14 protein-coding genes are annotated in these 17,309 nt (G+C 72.4%); 8 read left to right on the top strand and 6 right to left on the bottom strand.

Annotation, left to right across the window (positions count from 1 at the left end; genetic code table 11):
- Both ABLE53_RS05110 and ABLE53_RS05105 read right to left on the bottom strand, forming a co-directional pair.
- Complete coding sequence (locus ABLE53_RS05110; protein ID WP_348857610.1) at positions 1 to 1,371, bottom strand: glycosyltransferase family 4 protein; 1,371 nt, start codon at positions 1,369 to 1,371, stop codon at positions 1 to 3.
- Entirely contained in the window at positions 1,368 to 2,696 is a 1,329-nt protein-coding gene (locus tag ABLE53_RS05105) for a nucleotide sugar dehydrogenase (protein WP_348857609.1), read from the bottom strand. The genes ABLE53_RS05110 and ABLE53_RS05105 overlap by 4 nt, the downstream gene beginning before the upstream one ends.
- Before the next feature lie 131 nt (positions 2,697 to 2,827).
- Here ABLE53_RS05105 and ABLE53_RS05100 point away from each other — a divergent pair, with 131 nt between their 5' ends.
- Positions 2,828 to 3,649 (top strand): 3'(2'),5'-bisphosphate nucleotidase CysQ, encoded by an 822-nt coding sequence (locus ABLE53_RS05100; RefSeq protein ID WP_348857608.1) that lies wholly within the window; start codon positions 2,828 to 2,830, stop codon positions 3,647 to 3,649.
- Positions 3,650 to 3,691: 42 nt separating this feature from the next.
- Here ABLE53_RS05100 and ABLE53_RS05095 read toward each other — a convergent pair whose 3' ends face one another.
- Positions 3,692 to 4,891 (bottom strand): CaiB/BaiF CoA transferase family protein, encoded by a 1,200-nt coding sequence (locus ABLE53_RS05095; RefSeq protein ID WP_348857607.1) that lies wholly within the window; start codon positions 4,889 to 4,891, stop codon positions 3,692 to 3,694.
- Between the two features lie 132 nt (positions 4,892 to 5,023).
- Here ABLE53_RS05095 and ABLE53_RS05090 point away from each other — a divergent pair, with 132 nt between their 5' ends.
- Entirely contained in the window at positions 5,024 to 5,824 is an 801-nt protein-coding gene (locus tag ABLE53_RS05090; protein WP_348857606.1) for a siderophore-interacting protein, read from the top strand.
- A 3-nt stretch (positions 5,825 to 5,827) separates the two neighbouring features.
- On the opposite strand, the gene ABLE53_RS05085 is transcribed toward ABLE53_RS05090, so the two are convergent.
- Both ABLE53_RS05085 and ABLE53_RS05080 read right to left on the bottom strand, forming a co-directional pair.
- Entirely contained in the window at positions 5,828 to 6,751 is a 924-nt protein-coding gene (locus tag ABLE53_RS05085) for a M15 family metallopeptidase (RefSeq protein WP_348857604.1), read from the bottom strand.
- Positions 6,752 to 6,795: 44 nt separating this feature from the next.
- Positions 6,796 to 7,515: an MgtC/SapB family protein gene (locus ABLE53_RS05080; protein ID WP_348857603.1), complete on the bottom strand. Its 720-nt coding sequence runs from the start codon at positions 7,513 to 7,515 to the stop codon at positions 6,796 to 6,798.
- Positions 7,516 to 7,725: 210 nt separating this feature from the next.
- Between ABLE53_RS05080 and mfd the strand changes: the two genes are divergently transcribed.
- From mfd to ABLE53_RS05050, 6 genes are all read left to right on the top strand, one after another.
- Positions 7,726 to 11,349: a transcription-repair coupling factor gene (gene mfd / locus ABLE53_RS05075; protein ID WP_348857602.1), complete on the top strand. Its 3,624-nt coding sequence runs from the start codon at positions 7,726 to 7,728 to the stop codon at positions 11,347 to 11,349.
- Between the two features lie 35 nt (positions 11,350 to 11,384).
- The gene (locus tag ABLE53_RS05070) at positions 11,385 to 11,975 is read left to right on the top strand and encodes an NUDIX hydrolase family protein (protein ID WP_348857601.1); all 591 of its coding nucleotides are present in this window, start codon (positions 11,385 to 11,387) and stop codon (positions 11,973 to 11,975) included.
- Complete coding sequence (locus ABLE53_RS05065) at positions 11,975 to 12,424, top strand: MazG nucleotide pyrophosphohydrolase domain-containing protein (RefSeq protein ID WP_348857600.1); 450 nt, start codon at positions 11,975 to 11,977, stop codon at positions 12,422 to 12,424. Before ABLE53_RS05070 ends, ABLE53_RS05065 begins: the two co-directional genes overlap by 1 nt.
- 204 nt (positions 12,425 to 12,628) lie before the next feature.
- Positions 12,629 to 13,462, top strand: coding sequence for a GntR family transcriptional regulator (locus ABLE53_RS05060; RefSeq protein WP_348857599.1), 834 nt, complete (start codon positions 12,629 to 12,631; stop codon positions 13,460 to 13,462).
- On the top strand, positions 13,459 to 13,743 hold the full coding sequence (locus tag ABLE53_RS05055) for a 4Fe-4S dicluster domain-containing protein (RefSeq protein ID WP_348857598.1): 285 nt from the start codon (positions 13,459 to 13,461) through the stop codon (positions 13,741 to 13,743). Before ABLE53_RS05060 ends, ABLE53_RS05055 begins: the two co-directional genes overlap by 4 nt.
- A gap of 43 nt (positions 13,744 to 13,786) precedes the next feature.
- Positions 13,787 to 16,501: a fumarate reductase/succinate dehydrogenase flavoprotein subunit gene (locus ABLE53_RS05050; protein ID WP_348857597.1), complete on the top strand. Its 2,715-nt coding sequence runs from the start codon at positions 13,787 to 13,789 to the stop codon at positions 16,499 to 16,501.
- 107 nt (positions 16,502 to 16,608) lie between these two features.
- On the opposite strand, the gene ABLE53_RS05045 is transcribed toward ABLE53_RS05050, so the two are convergent.
- The gene (locus tag ABLE53_RS05045; protein WP_348857596.1) at positions 16,609 to 17,217 is read right to left on the bottom strand and encodes a malonic semialdehyde reductase; all 609 of its coding nucleotides are present in this window, start codon (positions 17,215 to 17,217) and stop codon (positions 16,609 to 16,611) included.
- Positions 17,218 to 17,309 lie beyond the last annotated feature (92 nt).

Genomic DNA, 17,309 nt, shown 5'->3' with positions numbered 1-17,309 from the left:
TCAGCCCACCGACCGCTCGCTGGTCGAGCGCCCATCGCTGGTCGAGCGCCCATCGTTGGCCGAGCCGCGAGCGCCAGCGAGCGCGTCGAGACCAACACAGTCGGCTCTCTTGGTCTCGACACCGGTGACTTCGTCCCCGGGCTCGACCAACGTAGGCCGCCGTACGACGCCGCAGAGCTCGTCGAAGACCCGGACGTACGCCGGCGCCTGGTGCTCCCAGGCCAGCTCGTCCTCCACCCTCTGCCGGCCGCGCTTGCCCATCAGGGCGCGCTGCTCGGGGTCGTCGACGAGCGCGACGAGCGCCTCGGCGTACGCCGCGACCGGGTCGGCGGCGCGCGGGTCCGCGTAGACGGCGGAGCAGCCGGCCGAGACCCGGGTCTCCACGAGGTCGAAGGCGACGACCGGGAGGCCGAAGGCGAGGTACTCCATCGTCTTGTTCATCGTCGAGACATCGTTGAGCGGGTTGAGCGGGTCGGGGGAGAGGCCGACGTCGGCGGTGGAGAGCGCGGTGGCGAGATACTCGTCGCTGACCCGCCCCGGCAGGTGCACGAAGTCGGCGAGGCCGCGCCGGTCGCGCTCCGCGACCAGCTCGTCGTGGCAGTCGCCGGAGCCCATCAGCTCGAAGGAGATGTCGTTGCGTCCCATCGTGCGGACGATGTGGTCGACCGCCCGGATGACGACGTCGACGCCGTCCTGCGGTCCCATGACGCCGACGTACGCCGCGAGGTGGGCGCGCCCGCGCCGCAGCGCCGGGTCGGGGTCGACCGCCTTGAGCTTGTCGGGGTCGGGACCGGTGCGTACGACGGTGACCTCCGAGGCCTTCTTTCCGCCGCGCTCGCGGGCGACGGCGGCGTACGACTCGTTGGTGGAGACCACCCGGTCGGCCGTGCGGAAGGTCGCCCGCTCCAGCGCCTCGAGGCCGCGCAAGGGAAGGGCGGGGCCGTCGGGGAAGCGGGAGCGGTAGAGCTCGGGGCACAGGTCGTGGTGGTCGAACACGAACCGGGTGCCGTCGCGGCGCCACAGCCGCCGCGCGATGGGTGCGAAGATGTCCGGCGGGTTGCAGGCCTGCATCACGGAGAACCGGCCGCCGCGGCGGGCCCGGCGGACCATCTGGTCGGTGGCGAGGAAGGACCAGGCGTACTCCAGCGCGTAGCCGGCCGCGCCGCCGCCGGGTGCGTAGCCGGGGTAGGCGAGGACGGTGATGCCGTCGAGGTCGGTGCGGCCGGTGCGGGTGCCGTGGCCGGCGGGGCAGACGACGGTCACGTCGTAGCCGTGGTCGCGGAGCGTCTGCGCCTCGAGCCAGACCCGGCGGTCGAAGGGGACCGGCAGGTTCTGGACGATCAGCAGGACCCGGTTGGCGTGCCTGGTCACCAGCCCACCCCCGCGTAGCCGGCCAGCCGCTCGACGTCGCGGCCGAGACGGCCGACGAGGTCGATGACGTACGGCGGCGCGCCGGCCAGCAGGGCGCTGACCGCGACCGGGTCGGTCGAGGAGACGAGCGCGACCTCGCTGCAGCCCAGCGCCTCCTCCGGCGTGGCGGCGAGGATCCGGGACAGGTGCGGCAGCCGCTGCTGGACGTGCAGCAGGTTGGCGCCGACCAGCCGGTCGGGGTTGATGATCGGGTCCCAGATGCGGACCTCGAAGCCCTTGCCGATGAGCCGCTCGGCGACCTCGACGTACGGGCTCTCGCGCAGGTCGTCGGTGTCGGGCTTGAAGCTGAGCCCGAGCAGCGCCACCGACCGCGCGCCGGTGTCGATCACCCGCTCGACGACGTCCCGGATCACCAGGTCGTTGGTCAGCGCGGTCCCGGCCAGCAGCGGCGCGTCCACGCCGCTGGTGCGGGCGAGGTGCTGGAGCGAGCGGAGGTCCTTGGGGAGGCAGCTGCCGCCGTACGCGAAGCCGGGGCGGAGGTACGTCGGCGCGATGTTCAGCTTGGTGTCGTGGACGAAGACCTCCATCACCTCGCGGCTGTCGACGCCGTAGCCGCGGAAGACCCGGGCCAGCTCGTTCGCGAAGGAGACCTTGGTGGCGTGGAAGGCGTTGCAGGCGTACTTCAGGGCCTCCGCGGTCGGGACGCTCACGTGGTGGATGTCGGTGACCGGGTTCTCGACGGCGAACGCGAAGAGCTCGTCGAGCTGGCCGCGGGTGCGGGCGGAGTCGGTGCCGACCACGACGTACGGCGGCTCGAAGAAGTCGTTCACCGCGCAGCCCTCGCGGAGGAACTCCGGCACCATCGCGGTGCCGACGCTCCAGCCGGAGATCTCGGCGGCGAAGACCGGTGCGACGCGCTCGGAGCCGGTGCCCGGCGGGACGGTCGACCGGATGACGACCGAGTGGTGGCCGGCCCGCGGTGGACTGACGGTCCACATCACCGCGCGGATGTCGGCGAGGACCCGGTCGAGGTGGGCGAGCTCGGTCTGCCCGTGGGCGCCGGACGGCGTACCCACGCAGATGAGCGAGACATCGGCCTGGTGCAGCGCCGCGGCGGCCGAGGTCGTCGCCCACAGTCGGCCGGCGGCGAGGCCGTCGGCGATGAGCTGCTCGATGCCCGGCTCGACGACGGGACTGCGCCCCTCGGTCAGCGCGGTCACCTTGTCGCGGTCGACATCGACCCCGACGACCTCGTGACCACAGCTCGCGAGCCCCGCGGCCGTCACCGTGCCGACGTAGCCGAGACCGAAGACAGCGACCTTCATCTGGTCCTCCCCCACAGTGTTCCGTTTGAGTTGCGAGCACCAAGGTCGCGTGCCGGGAGGGGCGATCCCGGGCGCTGCCCGGAGCGATCCCCCAAAGTGGGGAGCGGCGTCGGTGACCTAGGGTGTGCGCCGTGACCTTCGAGCCCGGGACCCCCACGGACGACGTCCTCGCCGACGACCACCTGCTCGCCGCCTGGCTGGCCGAGACCGCCGGGTGGCGGCTGCTCGAGGTGCGCGGCGAGGGGCTCGAGGGGAAGGCGCTCAAGGACGCCGGCGACCTGGCGGCCCACACGCTGCTGATGGAGCTCGTGGCGGCGTACCGCCCCGACGACGGCGTGCTCTCCGAGGAGGGCAAGGACTCCAAGGAGCGGCTCGGCAAGGACCGGGTCTGGATCATCGACCCGCTCGACGGCACCCGGGAGTTCTCCGAGCCGCCGCGCGATGACTGGGCGGTCCACGTGGCGCTGTGGGAGTCGGTCGACGGCGGCCGGCTCACCGCCGGCGCTGTCGCCCAGCCGGCGCTGGCCGGGACCGACCAGCAGAGCACCTTCCACACCGGCAACCCGCCGGTCGTCCCCGGCCTCGACGGTCTCGAGCACCGGGCCGGCCTGCCGCCGCGGATCGCCGTCTCCCGCAGCCGCCCGCCCGCCTTCGTCGCGTCGCTCGCCGAGGAGCTCGGCGCCGAGCTGGTGCCGATGGGCTCGGCCGGCGTCAAGATGATCTCGGTGGTCCGCGACATCACCGACGCCTACGTGCACGCGGGCGGTCAGTACGAGTGGGACTCCGCCGCCCCCGTGGCCGTCGCCGCGGCCGCCGGCCTCTTCACCTCACGCATCGACGGCTCGCCGCTGCGCTACAACCAGGACGACGTCTACCTGCCCGACGTCGTCGTCTGCCGCCCCGAGCTCGCCGAGCCGATCCTCAGCTTCATCTCCGAGCACGGCATCGAGTGATCCAGGCTGTGTGATCCGGGACGGGGCCGGGTCCGGCCGCGGTCAGGCGCGGCCGATGACGCCCCGCTCGGCGAGGCCGGCGAGCGCGGAGGAGTCGTAGCCGAGCTCGCCGAGGACGAGGTCGGTGTGCTCCCCGAGGGCGGGCACGGGACCCATCGGCAGCTCGACGTCGTGGAAGATCATCGGCGGCAGCAGCGCGTCGAGCGGGCCGACGGGGCTGTCGACGCTGCGCCAGCGGTCGCGGGTGGAGAGCTGCTCGTGGGCCACGACGCCGGCCATCTCGTTGACCTGGGCGGCGGGTACGCCGGCCGCGGCGAGCCGCTCCTCGAGCTCGGCGGTCGCGAACCGCTGGGTCTCGGTGCCGATCAGCTCGTCGCACTCTGCGCGGTTCGCGACCCGCAGGACGTTGGTGGCCAGCCGCGGGTGGTCGGCGAGGTCGGGCCGATCGAGCACGTCGGTGACCAGGGCCCGCCAGCCGCGGTCGTTCTGGACGCCGATCAGGATCTGGCCGTCCTTGGTCGGGTAGGCGTCGTACGGCGCGATCGAGGCGTGCGACAGCCCCATCCGGGCGACCTGCTTGCCGCCGTACAGCCGCATGTAGAGCTGGTGGCCGAGCCACTCGACGGTGGCGTCGAACATCGACACGTCGATCGCGCCGCCACGCCCGGTGCGCTCCCGGCGGAAGAGCGCCGCGAGCACCGCCTGCGAGACGTAGACGCCGGCGGCGATGTCGGAGGTCGGGATGCCGGTCTTCGTGGGCGTCTCGGGCGTGCCGGTGACGGAGATGAGGCCCGACTCGGCCTGGATGAGCATGTCGTACGCCTTGCGGTCGCGCAGCGGGCCCGAGGTGCCGTAGCCGGTGATGCTCGCGACGACGAGGCTGGGGTGCTCGGCGACGAGGTCGTCGGGGCCGAGGCCGAGCCGCTCGGCGGCGCCGGGTGCGGCGTTCTGGACGAAGACGTCGGCGGAGGCGACCAGCCGGCGGGCCGCCTCGCGGCCCTCGGCCGACTTGAGGTCGAGGGCGACCGACTGCTTGCCCCGGTTGAGCCACACGAAGTGGCTCGCCATCCCGCGCACCTCGCCGTCGTAGTGCCGGGCGAAGTCCCCCTCGCCGACGCGCTCGAGCTTGATCACCCGGGCCCCGAGGTCGGCGAGGTGGCGGGTGGCGAGCGGCGCCGCGACCGCCTGCTCCAGCGCGACCACCGTGATGCCGTCGAGGGGGAGCGATGTGAGGGCGGTCATACCGAGCAGCATCGCGGCCCAGTGGCCGGGCCGTCCAATAGCAACGCCCGCAGAGACCGTTCGGCGGTGCCTATCCGAGATTCACAGCCCCGTCACAGCCGCTGGTTCGGTGGTGAGGTTAGGCTCGCCTTCGTGACCCAGACCGAACCTGCCGCCAGGCGTACGAAGCCACAGACCCACCTCGTCGTGACCGCCACTGAGCGGCTCACCCCCGGGATGGTCCGGGTGCGGTTCCGCTCGGAGGACCTGAGCGCCTTCGCGGACAGCGTCTTCACCGACCGCTACGTGAAGCTGGTCTTCGAGACCCCCGACGGGCCGGTCGTGCGCACCTACACCGCGCTGGAGCCCGACGTCGAGCAGGGGACGCTCGCGATCGACTTCGTCGTCCACGGTGACGGCGACGGCATCGCAGCGCCCTGGGCGGCGCAGGCGACGCCCGGTGACACGCTCGCAGCGCGCGGTCCGGGCGGCGCCTACGCTCCCGACCCCTCCGCCGACTGGCACCTCTTCGCCGGCGACGAGTCCGGGCTGCCCGCGATCCGCGCCGCCCTCGCCGCACTGCCGCCGGAAGCGGCGGGGTACGCCGTCCTGGACGTCCCCGGACCCGACCACGAGCAGGAGCTCGCGGCGCCCGCGGGCGTCGAGGTGCGCTGGGTCCACACCGGCACCGACAGCCACCACGCCATGGAGACGGCCACGGGCGCGGAGCCGGAGCTCCTCGCCGTCGTACGCTCCCTCCCGTGGCGCGACGGCCGGGTCCACGCGTTCGTCCACGGCGAGGCGCAGGTCGTCATGCACGGCATCAGGCCCTACCTGCTCAAGGAGCGCGGCCTCCCGCGTGAGGACGTCTCCATCTCCGGATACTGGCGCCGGGGCCGAACCGAGGAGGGCTTCCGGAACTGGAAGCGGGAGCTCGCCGCCGCGGAGGGGTGAGCCTCAGGTCCCGTTCACGGAGAAGTGCTCCCAGTCCTTCTTCGTGTGCCAGTCGCCGCCCCAGCCCCAGCCGACGCTCGCGAACGCGCGCGTGACAGCGTCGCCCGGATGGATCATGCCCGGCTTGTCCTGGTCGCGGTCGACGTACGCCGACGCCAGCTCCGGCAGGACCCGGTCGCCGTCGACGTACGGGTTCTGGAAGGGGTCGACGTCGATCGCGAGCCCGTAGGCGTGCTGGGAGTACGACGTCGTGCCGATCGCAGGCCGGCAGTTGAAGGCGCCGGTGTTGTTGCCGTCGCCGGTCGGCGGCGCGTCCCGCTCGGCCTTCGTGGTGATGTGCATCTGCTCGAGCGGGAAGCGGGCGGCGTACAGCTGCCGGAAGACCTCGACCACGTCGTCGGCCACGCTGCTGTTGACCAGCAGCTCACCGGTGTGGCGGCGGTCGTCGAAGCCCCAGAACGTCAGCCGGATCCAGGACAGCTGCGACGCCTTCACCGGGCAGCCCTCCGCCCAGGTCGAGCGGGCGATCACGTCGGCCGGCGCCCGCTCGACGCGGCTCGCGAAGCCTGACCCGGGCAGCTCCGCGATCTGGTCGGGCAGGGTGAACCGGCGGTTGCGCAGCGCCGCTGGCGTCGGCTCGACCCTGCCGTAGCCGTCGGCGTCCCTCGGGAGCACCCGGGTTCCGAGCCAGTCCGGCGGGTAGGTGCCCAGCGCCGGCGTACCGCTGCTCGACGGGGCGCTCGACGGGCTCTCGCTCGGCGTGCTGCTGGGTGTCGTGCTCGGGCTCGTCGGGCTCGTCGGGCTCGTCGGGCTCCCGGTCGCCGTCCCGGTGATCGTCGCGCTGCTGCTCGGGCCGGCTGACGGCTCGCCTCCGCAGGCGGCGAGGAGGCTGAGCGCGAGGGGTACGACGAGCAGCGGCCTGAGCACGCCCCCATTGAACCCGCCGGATCGAGCACCGACACCCGGCCGTGTCACTCACGGCGGGAGTCGGCGTCGACCTCCAGGACGCCGCTCAGGCCGGCGAGCGACGCCGCCAGCTCCGCGAGCGAGCCGCGGCCCTGCACCTCCATCCACAGGCGTACGACGCCGGGGACGTCGCCCTCCTCCGTGCGGGCGTGCTTCGTGGTGAGGTGGCTGACGGCGAACCCCCGCGTCGTGCACTCCGCGATCACCTCGCGCAGGACGCCGCGACCGTCCTCGTAGCCGAGCGCCAGCCCGGCTGGGGCCAGCCGCGAGCCGGGGAGCCGGCGTACGAGCGCCGTGTAGCCGGGTACGGCGACGAAGTAGAGCGCCGTCGTCGCGACGGCGAGCACCGGCAGCCCACCGCCTGCCGCGGACCCGACCGCCGCCGTGAGCCAGACCGAGGCCGCGGTCGTCAGCCCCGAGACGACGTCGCGGCGTACGAAGATCAGGCCGCCGCCGATGAACCCGATCCCGCTCACGATCTGCGCGGCGACCCGGGACGGGTCGAGCACGACCCCGTCGCCGAGGACGTCGGTGAACGCGTACTTCGACACGAGCATGAACAGCGCCGCCCCCACGCCCACCAGCGTGTGCGTGCGGAGCCCGGCGGCCTTCTGGCGCAGCTCGCGCTCCAGGCCGATGCAGGTCGACAGCACCAGCGCCAGGCCGAGCTCGCCGAGCTGCAGCCAGCCCTGGCCGGTGGGCTCGCCGATCGTCAACAGCTCCATCCCGCTCACCCTAGTCCGGCGGCCAGTCGCCCCCGTCCCAGTCGGGGTAGCGGTCCTGGCCGACAACACTCCGCGACGACGATCTGTGGATGACTCCGGCAGACGGCCGGGCTGTCCGCGGTCGGTCGTAGAATCGAGGTCGCCACCCCCGGTTCGTTCCCGAACGGGGGCTCTCGTGTTGCGTCCACCCCTCATCTTCCGGAGTCACCCGTGCAGCTCTCCGCCCTCGCCGACCACGTCCTCGCCGAGCCCACGCTCGCGGGTGTGCTCACCGATGCCGAAGGCGGGCGGGTGCTCGCCCTCGACGTCACCGGCCCCGAGGCGCTGCGTCCCTTTCTGGTCACCGGGCTCGTGCGCAAGCAGCGCACCGTCCTGGCGGTCACCGCGACCAGCCGCGAGGCCGAGGACCTGGTCAGCGACCTGACCGACCTGGTCGGCGCCGACACCGTCGCCTACTACCCGAGCTGGGAGACGCTGCCCCACGAGCGGCTGAGCCCGCGCAGCGACACCGTCGGCCGCCGGCTCGCCGTCCTCCGCCGGCTGCGCCACCCCGACGCTCACGGTCACGGCGAGCTGAAGGTCGTCGTCGCACCGGTCCGCAGCGTGCTCCAACCGCAGGTGAAGGGGCTCGGCGACCTCGAGCCCGTGGAGCTCGTCCCCCGCCAGGAGGCCCGCCTCGACGACGTCGTACGCCGGCTGGCGGATGCCGCCTACAGCCGGGTCGACCTCGTGGAGAAGCGCGGTGAGTTCGCCGTCCGCGGCGGCATCGTCGACGTCTTCCCACCGACGGAGGAGCACCCGCTGCGGGTGGAGTTCTGGGGCGACGAGGTCGACGAGATCCGCCGGTTCGCGGTGGCCGACCAGCGCGCGATCACCGGCGAGCACGGCGCCGTCGAACGGCTCTGGGCGCCGCCGTGCCGCGAGCTGCTGCTCACCGACGAGGTCCGCGCCCGCGCCAAGAAGCTCGGCGAGGACCACCCCACGCTGATCGAGCTGACCGACAAGATCGCCGCCGGCATCGCGGTGGAGGGGATGGAGTCGCTCTCGCCGGTGCTCGTCGACGAGATGGAGCTCCTGCTCGACCTGATGCCCGAGGACACCCACGTCCTGGTCCTCGACCCCGAGCGCGTGCGCCGGCGTGCCCACGACCTGGTCGCGACGAGCGAGGAGTTCCTGGGTGCGAGCTGGGCGGCGGCCGCGGGCGGCGGCGAGGCCCCGATCGACCTCGGCGCGGCGTCCTACCGCGAGCTCGCCGACGTCCGCGCCCATGCCATCGCTGCCGGGCTGCCGTGGTGGTCGGTGAGCCCGTTCGGCCTCGACGAGGAGGAGCAGGCCGCCCGCTCGCCGTACGACGAGCCGGAGCCGGCGACCGCCGAGGTCGACGTGGCGGGCGTGCCGACCCGCAAGGTGCCCATGCAGCCGGCCACCGCCTACCGCGGTGACGTCGACCGGGCGATCAAGGAGCTCGCGCAGTGGCGCGAGGACGGCTACCGCGTGGTCATCGTCCAGCCCGCGCACGGCCCCGCGCAGCGCAGCGTCGAGGCGCTCGGCGAGCACGACGTCCCGGCCAGGCTGGCGCCGACGGGCGCGACCGACGACGGCTCGGAGCCGTGGGCCCCGGAGGTCAACGTCGTCACGGTCGTGCAGGCGTGCCTGATCCACGGCTTCGTCGACGACTCCACCCGGCTCGCCGTACTCACCGGCGAGGACATCTCCTCCTCAGTTGTCTCCACCCGCGACATGGTCCGTATGCCCGCGCGGCGCAAAAGGCAAGTCGACCCGCTGGAGCTGAAGCCGGGCGACTACGTCGTCCACGAGCAGCACGGCGTCGGTCGGTTCGTGGAGATGCGCCAGCGCGAGGTGCAGGGCGCGACTCGCGAATATCTGGTGCTCGAGTACGGCGCCTCGAAGCGCGGCGCGCCGCCCGACCGGCTCTACGTACCGGCCGACGCGCTCGACCAGGTCACCCGCTACGTCGGCGGCGAGCAGCCCAGCCTCGACCGGCTCGGCGGCTCCGACTGGCAGAAGCGGAAGTCCCGCGCCCGGAAGGCGGTCCGCGAGATCGCCGCCGAGCTGATCAAGCTGTACGCCGCGCGCCAGGCGACCAAGGGCTACCAGTTCGGTCCGGACACCCCGTGGCAGCGCGAGCTCGAGGACGCCTTCCCCTACCAGGAGACCGCCGACCAGCTCACCACCGTCGACGAGGTGAAGGTCGACATGATGCAGCCGGTGCCGATGGACCGGCTGATCTGCGGCGACGTCGGTTACGGCAAGACCGAGATCGCCGTCCGCGCGGCGTTCAAGGCGGTCCAGGACGGCAAGCAGGTCGCGGTCCTCGTGCCGACGACGCTCCTCGTCACCCAGCACCTCTCCACCTTCGTCGAGCGGATGTCCGGCTTCCCGGTCACGCTCCGGGGACTCTCGCGGTTCCAGACCGACAAGGAGGCCCGCGAGGTCATGGAGGGCCTCGCCGACGGCTCGATCGACATCGTGGTCGGCACCCACCGGCTGCTCAACCACGACATCCGCTTCAAGGACCTCGGCCTGATCATCGTCGACGAGGAGCAGCGCTTCGGCGTCGAGCACAAGGAGGCGATGAAGCGGCTGCGCACCTCCGTCGACGTCCTCGCCATGTCGGCGACGCCGATCCCGCGCACGCTCGAGATGGCGATCACCGGCATCCGCGAGATGTCGACGATCACGACCCCACCGGAGGAGCGCCACCCCGTGCTGACCTACGTCGGGGCCTACGAGGACCGCCAGGTCGTCGCCGCGATCCGGCGCGAGCTCCTGCGCGAGGGCCAGGTCTTCTACATCCACAACCGGGTGCAGTCCATCGAGAAGGCCGCCGCCCGCATCCGCGAGCTGGTCCCGGAGGCGCGGGTCGCGACGGCCCACGGGCAGATGCACGAGCGCCAGCTCGAGCAGGTCATGCTCGACTTCTGGGAGAAGCGCTTCGACGTCCTCGTCTGCACCACGCTGGTCGAGTCCGGCCTCGACGTCTCCAACGCCAACACCATGATCATCGAGCGGGCCGACACGCTCGGCCTCTCCCAGCTCCACCAGCTGCGCGGCCGGGTCGGCCGCTCGCGCGAGCGGGCCTATGGCTACTTCCTCTATCCGGCCGAGAAGCCGCTCACCGAGACCGCCCACGAGCGGCTCGCCACCCTCGCCCAGCACTCCGACCTCGGGGGCGGCATGGCGATCGCGATGAAGGACCTCGAGATCCGCGGCGCCGGCAACCTGCTCGGCGGCGAGCAGTCCGGCCACATCGCCGACGTCGGCTTCGACCTCTACGTCAGGCTCGTCGGCGAGGCGGTCAACGACTTCAAGGCAGGTCCGGACGGCGCCGAGCCGGAGCTCGGCGAAGTCCGCATCGAGCTCCCCGTCGACGCCCACCTGCCGCACGACTACATCCCCTCGGAGCGGCTGCGGCTCGAGATCTACAAGCGGCTCGCCGAGGTCCGCTCCGACGATGACGTCGACGCGATCAACGAGGAGCTCATCGACCGCTACGGCGAGCCGCCGCAGGAGGTCTCCTCCCTGCTGCTCGTCGCCCGGTTCCGCGCCCGTGCCCGCCAGGCCGGGGTGAGCGAGGTGACGCTCGCCGGCAAGAACGTCAGGTTCTACCCGGTGCAGCTGCCCGACTCCCGCGTCGTACGCCTCCAGCGGCTCTACCCCAAGTCGCTGGTCAAGACGCAGCTCGACTCGATCCTCGTGCCGCGGCCGGTGTCCTCCGGCTTCCCCGCCAAGCCGCTGGACGGCGTCGCCCTGCTCGAGTGGGCGCGCCAGGTCCTCGACGCGGTCGTCGACCCGAAGGAGGCGACGGTCTGAGGCTGCCGCCGGACCGCCTCTGACAGGATCGGAGCATGACGATGGAGGCCTTCGGTGAGGAGTCGTTCGGCGAGGACCCGTCCAGCGACGACCTGGCGCGCTGGGACACCCAGCCGGGCTGGCTGTCGGACGGCGAGCTCGCGGAGACCCGGGGACGGGTGCCGATCCTGTACGTCGAGGCGGTCCCCGTCCGGATGGACCCCGACGGCCAGGTGAGCGAGGTCGGGCTGCTGCTGCGCGGATCGCCGACGACCGGCACCATCACCCGCTCGCTGGTGTCCGGCCGGGTGCTCCACGGCGAGCGTCTCCGCGACGCGCTCATGCGCAACCTCGAGAAGGACCTCGGCCCGACGGCGTTCCCGGTCCTCCCGCTGTCGACCGTGCCGGCGGCGGTCGCGGAGTACTTCCCCTGGCCCGGCGAGCGCCTCCACGACCCGCGGCAGCACGCCGTGTCGCTGGCCTACGTCGTACCCGTCTCCGGGGAGTGCCAGCCGCGGCAGGACGCCCTCGAGCTGACCTGGATGACACCGGCCGAGGCCGTGTCCGACGGTGTCGCCGCGGAGATGGAGGGCGGCCGTGGCGCGCTCCTGCGTCAGCTGCTCCACCATGTCGGGGCGCTGGACTGATGGCGGACGACCGGGCGGACGACCGGGCTGACGCGGGCCGCGCGTCGGGGGAGGGGCTCGTCGACTTCCTGGCGATGATGCGCCTCATGCGCGAGCGGTGCGCGTGGAAGGCGTCGCAGACCCACGGAACGCTGGCCCGCTTCCTCCGCGAGGAGTCCGAGGAGGTCCTCGAGGCGATCGACGAGGGCGAGGCCACCGGCGACTGGGCGCACCTCGAGGAGGAGCTCGGCGACCTGCTGCTGCAGATCTACTTCCACGCCGCGATCGCCGAGGAGGCCGACGAGTTCACCATGGACGACGTCATCGCAGGCCTGGCCGCGAAGATGCGCCGCCGCAACCCGCACGTCTTCGGCCCCGGGGCCGACGCGGCCTACGAGTCCGGCCGCCGCTACACCATCGAGGAGGTCGAGGAGCTCTGGCAGGCCGCGAAGGCCGCCGAGCGGGAGTGACCGCCGGTCGGCGCATGTGCATGCTCGGACCGCTCCGAGCCGGGTTGTGACAGCGTCGGACGCCGCCTCCGACACGCGCAGCGGAGGTGGCGGAACGTCCTTCGTCGTCGCGTTTGCGCAGGTCAGCGCAGCCTCCGGCAATTAGTTGGTGGCGTTGCTCTGCGCCTCTTCGCTTAAGTGGAGCAGATAAGTACGGTTAGCGCTGTGATCGACACTTCCCGCTCGGAGCAGGCGCTCGTCCCCGGCCCGTGCACTGAGCCCGAGGCCCCCTCCCGCAGGCGTGCCGACCGGGCGCGTCAGGTGGCCGACGTGCTCCGCCTGCAGATCATCCACGGACTGGTCCCCGACCAGACCCTGCCCAGCGAGACCGAGCTCGCGGCGGACTTCGGCGTATCGCGCAACACGGTCCGCGAGGCGCTCGACCTGCTGCGCAGCGACGGGCTCGTCGCGCGGACCCCAGGCGTCGGCACCGTCGTGGTCGGCACCAGGTACCTGCACGGGCTGGACCGTCTCCAGGGACTGGCCGAGACCCTGCGCGGCCACGGCACGGTGATGAACGAGGTGCGTGTCGCCGGCGTCGTCCCGGCGCCCGCGGCGGTGGCGGCCCGCCTCCGCCTGGCGGCCGGGTCGCAGGTCGTCTACCTCGAGCGCCGCCGGTTCGCCGACGGACTGCCGATCTCGCTCGACCTGACGTATCTCGTCCCCGATCTCGGCGAGCCCCTCCTCGACTGCGATCTCGCCGGGCAGGACGTGTTCGCCCTGCTGGAGACGACCGCAGGCGTGCCGCTCGGCCACGCCGAGATGACGCTGGAGGCGACCAGTGCCGACCGTCACTCGGCCGCGTTGCTGCAGGTCCCGAGCGGCGCTCCGCTGCTGCTGCTCGAGCGGCTCACCCATCTCGCCGACGGCCGACCGGTCGATCTCGAGTACGTCCGCCTCCGGGGCGACCGCATCTCGATGCGTGGGTCGCTCGCCCGCGGCCCGGCCGACGCGCCCTGTCCCGTCACCTTCCACCGAACCGACCAGGAGCTCTCATGACCCAGCCCGCCTCGCGCAAGGCCCTCTGCCACGACGGCGCCCCGCCCGCGCATCCGCCCATGGTCATGACGCGCATGGAGGTGCCGGTCGCCATCGACGAGGCGCTCTGCATCGAGGGCTGCAACCTCTGCGTCGAGGTGTGTCCGCTCGACGCGCTCGCGATCGATCCGGAGACCAACAAGGCCTACATGCAGGTCGACGAGTGCTGGTACTGCGGCCCCTGCGCCGACCGCTGTCCGACCGGTGCGGTCACGGTCAACATCCCCTACCTCCTGCGCTGAGCCCAACAGCCCGCGCCGTACACACCCGACAGGAGATCAACGCATGACGACGACGCAGAGCCCGCAGACCACGACGGGGGTGCCGGACCTCCGCGAGCGTCGTGAGCTGCGTTGCGACGTCCTGGTCATCGGCGGGGGAACGGCCGGGACGATGGCCGCCATCACGGCGGCCGAGTCGGGCGCCGACGTACTCCTCATGGAGAAGGCACACGTCCGTCACTCCGGCGCCCTCGCGATGGGGATGGACGGCGTCAACAACGCGGTGATCCCCGGCAAGGCGGAGCCGGACGACTACGTCGCCGAGATCACCCGGGCCAACGACGGCATCGTCAACCAGGGGACCGTCCGGCAGACCGCGACCCGCGGGTTCGACATGGTGCAACGCCTGGAGAAGTACGGCGTCAAGTTCGAGAAGGACGAGTACGGCGACTACCACGTACGCCGCGTGCACCGCTCGGGCAGCTACGTGCTGCCCATGCCGGAGGGCAAGGACGTCAAGAAGGTCCTCTACCGGGTGATGCGCCGGCGCGAGATCCGGGAGCGGCTGACGATCCTCAACCGGGTCATGCCCGTCCGCGTGCTCACCCAGAACGGCCGTGCGGTGGGCGCGGCGGGGTTCGACACCCGGTCGGGCGACTTCGTGGTCGTCCGGGCGGGCGCCGTCATCCTCGCCACGGGCGCGTGCGGCCGGCTCGGGCTGCCGGCCAGCGGCTACCTCTACGGCACCTATGAGAATCCGACGAACGCCGGCGACGGCTACGCGATGGCCTACCACGCCGGCGCCGAGCTGAGCGGGATCGAGTGCTTCCAGATCAACCCGCTGATCAAGGACTACAACGGCCCCGCGTGCGCCTACGTGGCCAACCCGTTCGGGGGCTACCAGGTCAACGCCGAGGGCGACCGCTTCGTCGACTGCGACTACTGGTCGGGGCAGATGATGGCGGAGGTCAAGAACGAGATCGAGTCGGCCCGGGGGCCGATCTACCTCAAGCTCACCCACCTGCCCGACGAGACGATCTCCGAGCTCGAGGGCATCCTGCACCACACCGAGCGACCCACCCGGGGCACCTTCCACGCCGGGCGCGGTCATGACTACCGCACCCACGACGTCGAGATGCACATCTCCGAGATCGGCCTCTGCGGCGGCCACTCCTCCTCGGGGGTGTGGGTGGACGAGAACGCCCAGACCACGGTCCCCGGCCTGTACGCCGCCGGCGACCTCGCCTGCGTGCCGCACAACTACATGATCGGGGCGTTCGTCTTCGGCGACCTGGCCGGAGCCCACGCCAGCGCCCACCTGGTCGAGCCGCCGGAGGAGCTGCCCGAGGAGCAGCTGCGGGCGGCCCACGAGCTGGTCTACCGTCCGCTCCGCAACCCGGATGGGCCGACCCAGGCGCAGGTGGAGTACAAGCTGCGCCGGTTCGTCAACGACTACGTCGCGCCGCCGAAGACGGCGCGGAAGCTCGAGCTCGCGGTCGAGACGTTCACCCGCATGGCGGCCGAGCTCGGCCGGATGAGTGCCCGCACGCCCCACGAGCTGATGCGCTGCGCGGAGGTCTCCTTCATCCGCGACTGTGCCGAGCTCGCCGCGCGCAGCTCGCTGGTCCGGGAGGAGAGCCGGTGGGGCCTCTACCACGCCCGCGCCGACCTGCCGGCCCGCAACGACGAGGAGTGGTTCTTCCACCTCAACGTCCGCCGTCGCGAGGACGGTCGGATGGAGTTCCTGCGCCGTCCCGTGGCGGCCTACGTCGTCCCGGTGGACGACGTCGCGATCCCGGCGGGAGCCCCGAGTGACGTCGCGGTGCTGGCCGTGATCGACGCGAGCACGGAGACCGCCATCGCGGCGCGGGCGGACGCGGCGCCGAGCGCGGCGCGGGTGAGCTCCCCGCGGATGCTCGAGCTGCTCACGCTGGCGGAGAGCGCGCCGGGTCTCGACGAGATGCAGCCCTTCCTGGCCGATGAGGACGCCGACGTACGGCGGGCGGCGGTGGCCACCTTGACCGAGGTCGTTCCTGCTGGTGTCGGCCCGGCGCTGGTGGCGCTGCTCGAGGACACTGACGAGAAGGTCCGTGCCGCGGCGGCAGCGGCGGTACGCGAGCTGGTGGAGGTGCTGCCGGCCGACGACGCGATGCGCACGGCGCTCGTGGGGAGGGCGACGGCGGACGACCCGCGCTCGCGCGTCGCGGTGCTCGACGTCCTGCGGTCACTGCGGCTCGGCGGCCGCGCGGTCTTCGTCGCGGGCGCCGCGGATCCGCACTCCGACGTACGCCGCCAAGCAGTGGCCGGACTCGTGTCGCTGGACGACGTGTCGGGTGTCGCCACGCTGGCCGCCGACCCTGCCCGCGAGGTGAGGGTCGCGGTCGCCCACGGGCTCGGCACCATCGGCCTCGACGACGCGCGGGCCCATCTCGTGGGTCTCGCCGGAGACGCCGAACCCCTGGTCCGGGCCGCGGCGCTGGAGGCGGCGGCCGGCCTGGGCTCCCCTGGAGAGCTGGTCGACCTGTGTCTCGCGGCCCTGGCGTCGCCACACTGGCAAGAGCGCGTCGGCGCCGTACGCGGCCTTGCCGGCTCGACCGCGCCCAGCGCCACCGACGGCCTGATCTCCGCCGTCGAGGACCACCATGCGGACGTGCGCAAGGCGGCGGTGATCGGCCTGGAGAGCCGCGGGGGATCCGCGGTCCGGGAGGCGCTCGAGCGCGCGCTCAAGGACACCGACGCCGACGTGCGCGGCTATGCCCGCCGCGCGCTGCGCTCCTGAGGGGCCGCTACATGCGCCGAGTCGGCGCTACTGCGCACGCTCGGGTGTGCAGTAGCGCCGACTCAGGTGCCTGGGCGGCGCCGTGGCGCCGACTCGGCGTCTCAGGCTCAGGCGAACTTGACGGCGGTCTCGGCGTCGACGCGCGGGAGCCGGTCGAACCAGGGGTTCTCGCCCGGGTGGCCGATGTTGACGACCATGAGGGTCGTCCAGTCGCCCTCGGGGAAGAACTCCTTGTCGATGCCGTCCTTGTCGTAGCCGGCCATCGGGCCGGCGGCGAGGCCCGCGGCGCGGGTCGCCAGGATGAAGGCACCGGCCTGCAGCGCGGCGGAGAAGTTGCCGGCGCCGTGGCGGGCGTCCTCGTCGGCGGCGAAGTAGTCCTTCATCTCCGGACGGATCGGGAAAACGGTGGGGATCTGCTCGTGCCAGTTCTTGTCGTACGCGACGATGGCGGTCACCGGAGCGGCGGCGGTCTTGTCGCGGTTGCCCTCGGCCATGTGGGGGAGCAGGCGCTCCTTGCCCTCCTGGGTGCGCACGAAGACGACACGCATCGGCTGGGTGTTGGCCATGGTCGGCGTCCAGCGGGTGAGCTCCCAGATGTCGCGGAGCTCGTCGTCGGAGACCGGGGTGTCGGCGAACGTGTTGGACGTGCGGGCACCGGTGAAGACGATCTGGCGGCCGCGCTCGTCGAGCTTCTCGAGGGTGATGGTGTCGGTCATGCCGCTGCTAACTCCTGGGCGACTAGGGATATTCCGGCTACTTCGGAAATAAAAGTAACACCAGGAAACGATGGCGACCAAGGTACGATCGG

The sequence above is a fragment of the Nocardioides asiaticus genome (assembly GCF_040049175.1).
Classification (GTDB): domain Bacteria; phylum Actinomycetota; class Actinomycetes; order Propionibacteriales; family Nocardioidaceae; genus Nocardioides; species Nocardioides cheoyonin.
The sequence above is the reverse complement of the archived record's forward strand: the minus strand, read 5'-3'. Positions and strand labels throughout refer to the sequence as shown.

Bases quoted from the DNA above. Each gene is read 5' to 3' on its own strand.
- ABLE53_RS05105 (WP_348857609.1), bottom strand. From the start codon at position 2,696: ATGAAGGTCGCTGTCTTCGGTCTCGGCTACGTCGGCACGGTGACGGCC.
- ABLE53_RS05095 (WP_348857607.1), bottom strand. From the start codon at position 4,891: ATGACCGCCCTCACATCGCTCCCCCTCGACGGCATCACGGTGGTCGCG.
- ABLE53_RS05080 (WP_348857603.1), bottom strand. From the start codon at position 7,515: ATGGAGCTGTTGACGATCGGCGAGCCCACCGGCCAGGGCTGGCTGCAG.
- ABLE53_RS05070 (WP_348857601.1), top strand. From the start codon at position 11,385: ATGACGATGGAGGCCTTCGGTGAGGAGTCGTTCGGCGAGGACCCGTCC.
- ABLE53_RS05065 (WP_348857600.1), top strand. From the start codon at position 11,975: ATGGCGGACGACCGGGCGGACGACCGGGCTGACGCGGGCCGCGCGTCG.
- ABLE53_RS05055 (WP_348857598.1), top strand. From the start codon at position 13,459: ATGACCCAGCCCGCCTCGCGCAAGGCCCTCTGCCACGACGGCGCCCCG.
- ABLE53_RS05050 (WP_348857597.1), top strand. From the start codon at position 13,787: ATGACGACGACGCAGAGCCCGCAGACCACGACGGGGGTGCCGGACCTC.
- ABLE53_RS05045 (WP_348857596.1), bottom strand. From the start codon at position 17,217: ATGACCGACACCATCACCCTCGAGAAGCTCGACGAGCGCGGCCGCCAG.